Here is an 11,467-nt window from a genome sequence, read left to right as displayed (position 1 = left end):
TTTTCATTTCATTATTTCTACTAATTCAATCTGGCCTTTTTCATTTTCTTTTACCTTCAACTGATATTCTTTTCCTTCTTCCATTTCTTCAATTTGATCAAGAATATCCGGGTTGAATTGGATTGACTTTATTTCTCCATCCATTTCTACTTCCATGGTGTGAGGGTCAGCTAATCCATTAAAAGTGACCATTTTAGTCTCTTCCTTATTATCGGTAACTTCACTACTTCCTGAAGTGCTAGTTTCTTCCACTTTTGTTTCTTGTGTTCCACATGCTGTAAGCAATAGGAAAGATGAGAGCAAGGATGCCGCAATCTTCTTTTTCATTTATTTATCACTCCATTAAATTTTTATTACATATTTTACAATGTTAATACTATCTAAGCTTACAAACATTGTAAATACAAAAATAGAATTTACTCGAAATTGTGTAATTAGTAGGGTTTTATGTCGAATAAAGGTAAAAATAAAAAAGTCACTCCTAAGAATGACTTTTTTCATTATGATTAAATATTTTTATACTTTTAAAAACTATGGTGCGATTATTATCAATGATTCTGCCGGGAGGATACGACCCTTAAGTTCACGAGACCCCCGGACAGGAAGGCCTTTGACAAAAATCAAGAGCGGTGTTTAACAAGCTTCATAAGTAAAATTAACTACATTCGTTATTCCAATACACCTTGAGACCCTCTTCCAGGGAATAATCAGGAGTATATCCAATAGCTTTTATTTTTTCAATACTGGTGTAGGAAAACTTAATGTCTCCAGATCTCTCTTCTTTTTCAATAATCGGAAGAGAAAGTCCTGTAACCCTTTCATATATTTCTATAAGTTGTTTTAAACTTGTAGAGATACCGGTTCCCAAGTTAAATATCTCCCCTACGGCCTCTTCTCTTTCCATGACCAATATAAGAGCTTTAACTACATCTTTTACATGAATGAAATCTCTTGTTTGATCTCCTTCTCCATATAATGTAAATGAATCTTCCTCATTATTTTGGATTTTTTTAAATTTATCCGTGAGAATAGACACAACTCCTGAGTATGGGGAGGAAGGGTTCTGCCTGTTACCAAAAACATTAAAGAACCTTAAAACCGTGGTAGGTAAATGATATAGCCTGTTATATGCAATAACATATTGTTCTGACCCATACTTATCAATGGCATATGGCGTGAGCGGTTTAATTATCGATTCTTCTGACTTCGGCAAGGTTGGTTCGTCTCCAAAAATCGCAGCTGAAGAAGCAAAAATAAAACGACCTACACCATATTTTTTTGCTGCTTCTAATAAAATTAAGGTTCCATCCATATTTGTTCTATGTGTTTCTGATGGGTTTTCTATAGAAGCAACTACACTTGCAACAGCTCCCAAATGAAAAATTGTATTGATATCATATTCACTGAATAACTTATTCACTAACTTGGAATCAGATAAATCCCCTTTAATAAAAGTAATATTATTATCATGGGGCAGGTTATTTTCATCTCCCATTGAAAGGTTATCAATTACTATAACCTTTTCGTTTCTCTCTAAAAGGGCGTCTACTAAGTGGGACCCTATAAATCCTGCGCCACCAGTTACTAAAATTGAACTCATGCATATACTCCTTTCATAAAGGTGTTTCTATAGATGTCAGCTTTATTTTACCCTAACCCCATAAAAATAAAAAATTATCATTCTGTTTCATTAATGTTACTCACTAAAGAAACTTCACTTATGAATTTTCGTAAACATTTGATTTTCTAAAGCATTAAACTGAGACATTACAGAATGATAGCCATTACCATACAAACCGTTCTCCGGTTCAAAAAGTTTGTACTCGTTAATTCCCTTTTTAATATATGGCTCATCTAAAGGATTACTTAATATAACCTTCACTTTTTCAAAAGGTATATTAATAGAAGAAAAACGATCAGTATACATTGAAACAAAGTAAGATGTTTGAAATGGATACAATTCATTTTTTTGTTCCATTTCTTCTAATGTCCTGCCAATCAAAGCATGTTGACTATGAGCGTCAAACTTGGACATTGTCTTAAAATCCGCACGTGGGTATTTGCCAATATATTCTTTGATAATCCCCTCTAAATTTTCGCTAGTGAATTCATTTTTTGAAAGAGCATGTGAAAAAATATTCTCTTCAGGGACCCCTAAAGCGCTCGTTGCTCTGAAGAAATCTTCTTCCCTTAATTCCCCAAAGGTTTCAACATCTAAATGTCCATGGAGGTAATTTTCTTCGATGGGGTCATGATACCTTTTATGCCAATGACAATATGTCCGCATACCTTGCATAGAAGATAAAATAAACTCTCCATCATAGAAACCATTTTGAATGCTTCTTGCAGAAGAATCTTCCCCTTGGGACATTAATACCAAGTAGGTTGGCTTTCCTTCCCTGATCATATTTCTTATATCCACAGCATACGATAGCACTTCATCATCTGCGTGCGGCACAAAATATACCACTGGAACAGTGGAAGAATTCCGGTGAAACAACTGATATTCAATTTCTTCTCCAACAGATCCTTGACCGCCCAGCAATAAAAAGCTGCTGACACTATTTCTTGTTATTGCTGCTAGAGATGACTCAGGCAGGCTGTTTGGTTTTGTTAATAATATTGCTGTATTTTCTTTCGCTGCAGGTACCGAACCTGTAAGGGCATCTGCAAACGTTAATCCCGTTGCAATAAAGGCAGCACTTTTATCAAAGTTAAATTGCTCAAATATTTTTGATGCAACTTCATAGCGATCTTTACCTCCTATTCTTGTAGGAGAAGGTAAATCTTTTTGAACTGCATTACTTATGCTCCCGGTTCCTCCGATAACATATGTATGGTGAATGTTATTTTTGACTATATAATTTTTTGTCTCTTCCCCTAACGTGTTTGGACGAGTCAATAAAATGGGGAGCCCATTTCGGGAAGCATAAGGGGAGATCGACAAAGCATCTGCGAACGCCTGACTATTTGTGAGGATGGCTGATTGAGGATCACTGAATTCCTTCGCAATATTTACTGCTACTTCATATCTATCTCTTCCGCCATACCTTGTTACGCTGATTCCCATCCTAACAAGTTCGTTCTCAATTTGTTCCGAAACACTCCCCTTACCCCCAGCAATTATTACTTTAGAAGGAGAAAGCCTGGTCAACTCTTCTTTTGTCGTTGAAGTAAGTTTGTCAGGATGAGTCAATAAAACAGGTGCATTATGTTTATATGCTAACGGACCTGCCGCCAGTGCATCTGCAAATGCATTATAATTGGATAAAACAACCACTTCAGATGACTTCGGCCAATATATTTTTGATGTATTCACAGCTACCTCAAATCTATTCAGACCCCCAATCCTCTCGTAGTTAAATTCCTCGGCTTTAACTCCCTTACTCCCCGTTCCAAAAAAAGATGCAGACAACACAACAATAATTAACCATTTTTTCACACATCAAATCTCCTATATAATTTCTATTAAGTTCCAAATACATGAGCTTTTTCAAATATTAATACATTTTACAAGGAAATGGAATAGGGATTACCAAACTACTTTTAAGGTATTTTATGGTATTTATAAGGCTTATGGATCCACCATCACAATTAGTTATTTTAGACTATTTTAATATATGTTTTTTATGGATTTAAACCCTTTTTTTATATTAATTGTGATAAAATAACAGTATATTTATCAATCTATGACAAAAAAGGAGAAGTAAATGTGAAAAAAATGTTGTTTACTGTAGCTACTACTGCAGTTATTTCTACTTCTTTCGCTGCCCACGCCTCTGCCAATACCCATAAAGTCGAAGCAGGCGACACGTTATGGTCTATATCTAAGAAATATGATGTAAGTATTTCTGAATTAAAGCAGATGAATAATCTTCAAAATGCAGTCATCTTTCCAAGACAACAGCTAGTCGTGACTAAGAACCCGACTTCTTCTGTGCCTACTAATTCAAATACAACTCCTCCATCAGTGGGTGAGGGCAGCAAGACTTATACTGTAAAGTCAGGAGACACACTGATAAGAATTGCTAACTCTCATTCTATCTCTTTAGCTGACCTGAAAAAGTGGAATCAAATTTCCTCTCATATTATTTATCCAGGTCAAAAATTAACTGTTGGAGCCTCTAATCCAGCACAAGTAAAAGAGCCAATAAAAAAAGAGGAAGATACCACTACAGCAGTAAAAGATAAGATCGAAAGTACGACCACACAACCTGTTTCTAATTCCGATAATGTTGTATACTCCGTTAACCCAGGCGATACACTGTACAAAATCAGCAGAGAGTTTTCTGTCTCAGTTCAGGATATTAAACAGTGGAATAGTCTTAAATCCGATGTCATTCACATAGGACAGAAGTTAGAGTTAGCCAAGCAGCAGGCTTCCAATTCACCAGACAGGGAGCAAGTGACAGTTGGACAGGATTCTAATAAGATTACTTCTGAAGCACTTGCTAACTTAGGAGCTCCTTATAAATGGGGAGGATCATCATCAAGCGGTTTTGATTGCAGCGGTTATATCTATCATGTATTTAATAAAGCAGGATCTGATATCAAGCGTCAATCTAGTGAAGGGTACTTTAATAGATCTTATTATGTGAACACACCTGAATTAGGGGACCTGGTCTTTTTTGAAAATACATATAAGAAGGGAATCTCTCATGTAGGTATTTATATTGGAGATCAACAATTCATTCATGCCGGGGATAATGGTGTTGAAATCAGCAGTTTAAACAATCCATACTGGAAATCTAAGTTTGATAGTTTTAAGAGGTTTTACTAACACTTTATACAATAGAAAAAAGGAGACGTCAGTCAATGCTGATGTCTCCTTTTTTATTAACTACATATTATCGGCACCTTCCTAACATCGTTGGAAACTCGCCTATATTAGCGTCATGAATTTGCAGTGAGTTCTTTAATTTTCCCTTTAATGAACTGGGTATATTTATCATCCTGCTGAAGTTCGAAGACAATTAGGGCTTTTTCCATATACGATTTGGCTTCCTCAGGTTTTTCTAATAATTCCAAGTTATATCCGATGTGATAGTGTAATTCTCCCAATAAATATAAGCTGTCTTTGTGAAGTGCCCACTTAATCGCATTTTTACAGTATTTATTCGAATCTTCTATTCTTTTAAGCCTTGTTAATGTCCTGGCCAGGTTATAATAAAGTCTCGTTTTAATGGAGTAGTTATTTAAATGAGGTAGAAGTTGTAAGTGATCCTCAATCTCTTCAAATACTTCCAAAGCTTTTTCCAAATCTTCGTAAAAATAAATTGCCCCAAGTGATAATAGGATTTCCACTTCCCTCTCTTGAAGAAGCTTCCCTTTTTCATTTGTAATGCTAATTGCCTCTCGAAGAGTTTTCACTGAAGCATCCAGATCTTTTTTTACTTCATATAAATATATGCCTTTATGCCATAATAAGAGTTGAAGGTTTTTATTGTTTTGTATGAATAAAGGGTTATCCTCCTCTGCTCTCACAATGTCCATCATTTCTTCAAATTTTAAATTCCTTCTGAGAATTTGCAGTTGATGAAAAACCTCTTGTACATAATCTAACCTTGGTGTGGTGCCAATATCAAAGAAATAATTTACATCCACCCCTAATTTTTGTGAGATTTGATATAATGTAGATGCGTAAGGAAAGACGTCCCCCTTTTCAATCTTGCTTATTTGTGCTTGAGTACAGACTCCTTCTGCAAGATCCTCTTGAGAAAGCCCACTATTTTTTCTAAGTTCCTTGATTTTTTTTCCAACCGCCGTGAAGTCCATTAACATCCTCCTCTAAATATGCCTAGAGTTATATTTTTTGATGAAAATAGGTGTAAAAACTATGTAAGATTAAAATAAATAGGTATTTTGGCATCACACTCTAAATTTATAAAGATTGAATATGTGTTTTAATTATAATAACATATATATCATCAATCTTATCGAATATTCATTTGAATAAGAAAGGGAGGAAAGACCCATGAAAAAACATTTTCTTGCCATTCTAACCGCTTCAATCCTTCTTCTGGGTGTTGCAGGATTTACAAGCAATACGACCGAAGAGGCAGGGGCAACCATTCAAAAGCTAGAACTTCCTGGCAGTGCTCATTAATCACTTAACTTAAAACTTCCCAATTGGGAAGTTTTTTTCTTTCGGATGTTTCTTTTTTCAGTCTCTTCACTTTGCACAAGTTTCTCATCTGCCACACAATTCCAATACTCATAGGTAATTACTTTACTGAAAATATTCATGTAGGAATATTCCTATAGTTATACAAAAGAAGGAAAACATTCTTTTCTGCACAAATTCCCTAAATATTCGCTTCCATACCGATAATGAGTCAAAATACACTTTAAAGTTTGATGTGATAGGATAAAAGTACAATAAAAGAAAGGGGGCTTCATGATGAAAGATATCAACATGAAAGTAAATCCTCTATATTCCGATGTAGATTTGTCGATTCAATTCCATTTTGAATTTACTCAAGGTGACACCAAAGTTGGGGAAGCATCAGTGTCCACCTACTCCATTGCAAACGACACCCATTCCCCCAGCCAAACAAAAAATGTTACGTATCTAAAAACTCAAAAATGTGCAGTCATCGATCGATTTGATGTGATTAATGAAACAGAAGAATTATGCATGAAAAAGATTCAGCATTTCCTTCACGTCATTGGCATGAAAGAAATTCATTCTGGTTATGACATTAAAGATGTACACATTTCTGGATTATAAAATGAGAACCTCTTCTGCAATTGTGGAAGAGGTTCTTTTTTATGATTGCTAATTCCTTAATGATAAGAAAAGCCCTGTTTTTCTTTTATATAAAATCCTTATAATGGAATAAGACACTTATAGAAAGTGAGGCATGACATTGAAAAGATTCATCTTAACGTTGATTGCAGTATTACTTATTGGGGGATGTGCCTCACCAGGCTACACTAATCATATTTATTTAATCCCTCAAGAGTATGAGGGATCTTTCACTGTATTCTTTAACATTCCAGGAGCCCCCGAATTGAAAAAAGAAGGAGAATTTGCTGTTATTCCCCTAGAAAAAACAAATATCGAAACCTTACATCAAACCAATTATTCTACCTATGGTTATGCCCTAACCTCAAGAAAGGAACCGTATCTTCCAAAAGCTGCTACATATCAATATAATAATAAATATTATTATATTGATAAAGCAGGAAAGCGAAAAGAAATTGATCCATATTGTGTGCATGAACGAGGTGTTGGAGGAAACACTGAGGCAAACGGGAAAGAAATTGGTTACGTTGATGTGCAAGTCACCCAATCCGAATGTGGTGAAGATTTTTATTTAAACGGTAAGAAAGAGTACACTACTCAGAGTAAGGAAGCCAAAAAGGAATTGTTAATAAACTTGCTTAGTGGTAAAAGCCCCTCCCCCTGAGCGTTAAAGCAGAGGGAAGAGCTTTTGTTTGGTAAAACCCTTAGTAATTACCAAGGTATTAAAGGCTTGAGGGGAATCTATTCTTCTCCAGCACTAATTTCGGTGTTTTTATTCAATAAGGTTTCCTCGAGCCATTTTCTACTTAGCTGTAGTGTGGTCAGTTTTGCATCAGAATCTACAAACACCACATCAAGATCTGCGTTTGTATCTCTCTGATTGAGTTCCACTTTTCCCTCCACCCTCATTGTCACTTGATAATTCCCATAAATGTATGCCATATAAACCCCATTTGTTGACATCGCATCATGATAGAAGTATGGGATACCCAAAGCATTCACCATTTGTTCCACTGTCAGGTTTGTGTTTATTCTTCTTTTAACTTCTACCCTATGAAGGATCCCTTCTCCTTTTTCGTCGAAGGTCAACAAATAGTCACTGCCTAAATTATGTTTATACCCTCCTTCCGCTCCACTCACAAACGGAAGATCGCCGTACTTTTCTGCTATACTTTCAAATGATTCACCAATGATTGTATTTGTTCCATGCAAAATACCTTGTGATGCTTCGGCTGTAAATGCTGCTGGATTTTGAAGAATATAAGAGAAATCGAAAGGCGGCACCTGGATGGTTGTTTCATTTGGCTTGGGTTCCTCTTTTTCAGGTTCTTCCTCTTCAGATGATGGAGCAGGATCGTTTATATTATCTTCTACAACAGGCTTTTGCTTTTTCCGGATCTCTTTCTTCTCCTCGTTTATTTCATCCTTCAGGTCATCTTCTGGTATGAACATGGAGTGCTGATCCGTCATTTCAGGGTTCTTTATTTCTTCCCCCGGGTCTTCTTCAGTTAATTCCTCGTTTGAAAGATAACTGCTGCCGAGTATGGAAAGCAGGCAAATAACGGCGGCAGTTACACCAATATTCAAGAATATATGCCAATTTATCTTCTTTTTAGTATGTTTATGATGGATCTTTGACATGATAAGCCTTTTCTGACTGGTAATTTCTATTTTATCGAATAATTCTTTGTCCAAATCCTCTTTGAGGGTGAATAAAGGGTCCTTTTCGTTATTCATCCTTATCCCTCCTTTGCAGCATTGTTTTCAGCTTCTGTCTTCCTCTTCCTAATCTGGTACGGACTGTAGAGGAGTTGATATTCAGCAGTTCGCTGATTTCCTGGGTTGTGAGTTCTTCATAATAATATAATAGGATGATTTCTCTATATTTAATTGGAAGGGTAAAGATAAGGGCGGACATACTGGTTTGTTCCTCTGATTGAAGCAGGACTTGTTCTGGGGTAGCAGCAATTTCTTTATTAAAGTATTTATGAAGCTTATCTACGACCGTATTTTTTCTGAAATAAGCTGATTTCCTGTAATCTTTACATTTATTGATCGTAATGCGGTAAATCCAAGTTTTATAGGACGACTGATGATTGAAGTGGTCGAGTACATCATATACTTTAATAAAGACCTCCTGGCAGATGTCCTGAGCTGTCGGCCAATCCCTGACATAAAAGTAAGCAAGCTTCGTTATTGGTGTTTCATATTCATCGATCAGTGACTCAATCAAGTGATTCTTATGTGTATCTTCCAAATGAAGGACCCCCCCTTTCACTTGATGATTTTAGAGTTTTTACAAGACACTCATTATATAAGGTGATTAAGTGTTCATATTCAGCCTTTTGGACTTCCATGCAGTAACCCATGTAATTGATTAACAAATCCTCTCCAGCTGCAATATCCTAATTATTTTCCTTTACATGTTAGACGATAAGCATGAATTAAATGGCTCATATTTTAAAATAAATTTAAAAAGTGTATCCCATGATAGCAGGATACACTTTTTGTTTATCTTACTTTACTAATGAATTGATTATGAGCAAGCTCGCAATCCGGCTGGTCATATCCCGGGTGTCAAGCGTCGGGTCGATTTCCACGATGTCCATGGTTTGGACCTTCGGGTGCTTGATGGCTTGCTGGACCGCTTCGGCAAGTGTGTCCGGATCCATTCCACCGGGGCCGATTGCCGGGCAGCCCGGGGCGTATGCCTGATCGAGGACGTCCATGTCGACGGATAGATAGATGGTGTCGACTTTGGATTCCAGTTGGGATAATGCTGACTGGATCAGTTCTGCGATTGCGCGTTGTCTGACGTCCTTCATCGTATATACGGTTACACCGTTTTCGATGGCATAGTCGTGATAGGCTTTGGCATTGGCGTAATTGCGGATGCCGATTTGGATCAGATGCTCGCCTTTGAGGTGCCCCTCTTCTATTAATCTTCTGAAGGGGGTTCCGTTAGTCGGGCCGCCGTCTTCGGTGTTGCGGAGGTCATGGTGAGCGTCGAGCTGGATGATGCCGACCGTGCCTTTTGTTTCTTTAATGGCTTTCACTGTTGAGGTGGTGATGGAGTGGTCACCGCCTAGAATGATGGTTAACGGTGCTGCTTGGGCTTGTGCGACTTCTTTGGTTGATTGATAGATTCTCTGGTGACAGTCTTCGATTGATGTTGGATGCATAGTGATGTCGCCGAAGTCTATGATTTTTCGGCTGCTGATGTCCGTTTCTTCTTCGATGTTATACGTAGTGAAGGAGTTTAGGCATCTTCTGATTACGTCTGGTGCAAAGCTTGCTCCCGAGTGGGAAATAGACGGCTTTGAAAGCGGGGCGCCTATGATGGCGACATCCCCCTTTGAGCCCTCTGTATACGGTGTTAACAGTTCGGCAGCTTTGGTTGTATGTCGGTCCTTGAACTGCGCTTTTCCTGCCGGCTTAATGTGTTGAAATGTGCTCATGAAGCTTCTCCTTGCGGTATATGATGCATCCGTTTTTCATGACAGTATGCGTGTGGTTCACGCCGTAATGATAAGGAACATAGTGATAGTTCGGTGCATCCCAGAGGACGATGTCGGCTTTGCGCCCTTTTATGAGCTTGCCTGCCAGCTCTCCTCTGTTGATTGCGTATGCAGAGTTGACGGTCACCGCGTTCCATATTTCTTCCGGTGTCATTTTCAGCTGCAGGGATGCCAGGTTCATGATGAATTGCAGGTTCTCTGTCGGCGAGCTCCCAGGATTGAAGTCGGTTGACAGCGCGACTGCCGCTCCCGCTTCGAGCATGCCTCTGGCGTTGGCACACTTTCCTTTGTTTAAGTAGAAGGATGTGCCTGGCAGGAGGACGGCGATGGTGTCGGTTGCTCCCAGTGCCTGGATTCCTTTTTCAGACGCGCCTACTAGATGGTCTCCGCTTGTCGCTCCGATTTCTGTTGCCATTTCTGTTCCGCCTAGTGGATCGATTTCATCGGCGTGAATTTTTACGGAGAAGCCTTTTTCTTTTGCTGCTTTTAAGAACTGGCGGGACTGATCGACTGTGAAGACTCCGGTTTCGCAGAAGATGTCGACGAATTCTGCGAGGTTTTCTTTTTCGATGTCTACGAGCATGTTAAGCATTTCTTGTAGGAATTCATCTGAGCGTTCTTTATATTCCGGCGGGATTGCATGTGCGCCTAAGAACGTTGATACTAGGTCGGCTGCGTGTTCTTCGTTTAATTTTTTCGTCACTCTTAGCTGCTTGAGCTCTGTATCTTTGTCTAATCCGTATCCGCTTTTTGCTTCGACTGTTGTGACTCCGTAGGAAATCATTCTGTCTAAGTGAAAACGGGCTTTTTTGAGAAGTTCTTCTTCTGATGCTTCGCGTGTAGCTCCTACTGTTGATAGGATTCCTCCGCCACGTTTCAGGATTTCTAAGTATGGGACCCCCTGCTGCTTCAACGCCATTTCATGTTCGCGGGAACCTCCGAATACAAGGTGGGTGTGCGGGTCTACGAGACCTGGTGTCACGAGTTTTCCTTCGGCGTCGATTCGCTCGGTTGCTTTGTGTGTTTGCGCGTCTTCTTGAGTGCCGACCCACTCGATGAGTCCGTCCTTGATCCCGATTGCGGCACCAGTTACGACCGGAAGCTCGTTCATTTTCTTCCCTTTAAGTGGACCGTCCCCATGGTCCATCGTCAGCAGCTGCCCTATGTTTTCAATGATTGTGTCGAATTGTTTTGTCATTAG

12 protein-coding genes are annotated in these 11,467 nt (G+C 38.5%); 4 read left to right on the top strand and 8 right to left on the bottom strand.

Translation table 11 applies throughout. The features are described from left to right. Positions 1 to 3: 3 nt before the first annotated feature. The 3 genes from AAEO50_RS00465 to AAEO50_RS00455 all read right to left on the bottom strand — a co-directional run bounded on the left by AAEO50_RS00465 (position 4) and on the right by AAEO50_RS00455 (position 3,442). Positions 4 to 327, bottom strand: coding sequence for a hypothetical protein (locus AAEO50_RS00465; RefSeq protein WP_341979262.1), 324 nt, complete (start codon positions 325 to 327; stop codon positions 4 to 6). A 328-nt stretch (positions 328 to 655) separates the two neighbouring features. Then, positions 656 to 1,600 carry an NAD-dependent epimerase/dehydratase family protein gene (locus AAEO50_RS00460; RefSeq protein ID WP_341979260.1) on the bottom strand — a complete coding sequence of 315 codons (945 nt, stop codon included), beginning with the start codon at positions 1,598 to 1,600 and terminating at the stop codon, positions 656 to 658. 114 nt (positions 1,601 to 1,714) lie between these two features. Further along, entirely contained in the window at positions 1,715 to 3,442 is a 1,728-nt protein-coding gene (locus AAEO50_RS00455; protein ID WP_341979258.1) for a cell wall-binding repeat-containing protein, read from the bottom strand. Between the two features lie 279 nt (positions 3,443 to 3,721). Between AAEO50_RS00455 and AAEO50_RS00450 the strand changes: the two genes are divergently transcribed. Next, positions 3,722 to 4,780 (top strand): LysM peptidoglycan-binding domain-containing protein, encoded by a 1,059-nt coding sequence (locus AAEO50_RS00450; protein WP_341979480.1) that lies wholly within the window; start codon positions 3,722 to 3,724, stop codon positions 4,778 to 4,780. Positions 4,781 to 4,893: 113 nt separating this feature from the next. On the opposite strand, the gene AAEO50_RS00445 is transcribed toward AAEO50_RS00450, so the two are convergent. Next, on the bottom strand, positions 4,894 to 5,775 hold the full coding sequence (locus tag AAEO50_RS00445) for a helix-turn-helix domain-containing protein (protein ID WP_341979256.1): 882 nt from the start codon (positions 5,773 to 5,775) through the stop codon (positions 4,894 to 4,896). A gap of 199 nt (positions 5,776 to 5,974) precedes the next feature. Here AAEO50_RS00445 and AAEO50_RS00440 point away from each other — a divergent pair, with 199 nt between their 5' ends. The 3 genes from AAEO50_RS00440 to AAEO50_RS00430 all read left to right on the top strand — a co-directional run bounded on the left by AAEO50_RS00440 (position 5,975) and on the right by AAEO50_RS00430 (position 7,412). After that, positions 5,975 to 6,106, top strand: coding sequence for a hypothetical protein (locus tag AAEO50_RS00440; protein WP_341979254.1), 132 nt, complete (start codon positions 5,975 to 5,977; stop codon positions 6,104 to 6,106). A 294-nt stretch (positions 6,107 to 6,400) separates the two neighbouring features. After that, on the top strand, positions 6,401 to 6,730 hold the full coding sequence (locus tag AAEO50_RS00435; RefSeq protein ID WP_341979252.1) for a hypothetical protein: 330 nt from the start codon (positions 6,401 to 6,403) through the stop codon (positions 6,728 to 6,730). A gap of 160 nt (positions 6,731 to 6,890) precedes the next feature. Next, a complete protein-coding gene (locus AAEO50_RS00430) occupies positions 6,891 to 7,412 on the top strand; it encodes a DUF6843 domain-containing protein (protein ID WP_341979250.1) in 522 nt (173 codons plus the stop codon). 77 nt (positions 7,413 to 7,489) lie between these two features. Here the strand turns inward: AAEO50_RS00430 and AAEO50_RS00425 are convergent, their stop codons facing one another. The 4 genes from AAEO50_RS00425 to hutI all read right to left on the bottom strand — a co-directional run bounded on the left by AAEO50_RS00425 (position 7,490) and on the right by hutI (position 11,464). Continuing rightward, positions 7,490 to 8,485 (bottom strand): hypothetical protein, encoded by a 996-nt coding sequence (locus tag AAEO50_RS00425; protein WP_341979248.1) that lies wholly within the window; start codon positions 8,483 to 8,485, stop codon positions 7,490 to 7,492. After that, entirely contained in the window at positions 8,478 to 9,005 is a 528-nt protein-coding gene (locus tag AAEO50_RS00420; RefSeq protein WP_341979247.1) for a sigma-70 family RNA polymerase sigma factor, read from the bottom strand. Before AAEO50_RS00420 ends, AAEO50_RS00425 begins: the two co-directional genes overlap by 8 nt. Before the next feature lie 259 nt (positions 9,006 to 9,264). Further along, positions 9,265 to 10,206, bottom strand: coding sequence for a formimidoylglutamase (hutG, locus tag AAEO50_RS00415; protein ID WP_341979244.1), 942 nt, complete (start codon positions 10,204 to 10,206; stop codon positions 9,265 to 9,267). After that, entirely contained in the window at positions 10,184 to 11,464 is a 1,281-nt protein-coding gene (hutI, locus tag AAEO50_RS00410) for an imidazolonepropionase (RefSeq protein ID WP_341979243.1), read from the bottom strand. Before hutI ends, hutG begins: the two co-directional genes overlap by 23 nt. Between the last annotated feature and the right edge of the window lie 3 nt (positions 11,465 to 11,467).

It is taken from the genome of Rossellomorea oryzaecorticis, from assembly GCF_038405515.1.
Classification (GTDB): Bacteria; Bacillota; Bacilli; order Bacillales; family Bacillaceae_B; genus Rossellomorea; species Rossellomorea oryzaecorticis_A.
Note: the sequence above shows the minus strand (reverse complement) of the source record. Positions and strands in the feature narration are given on the sequence as shown.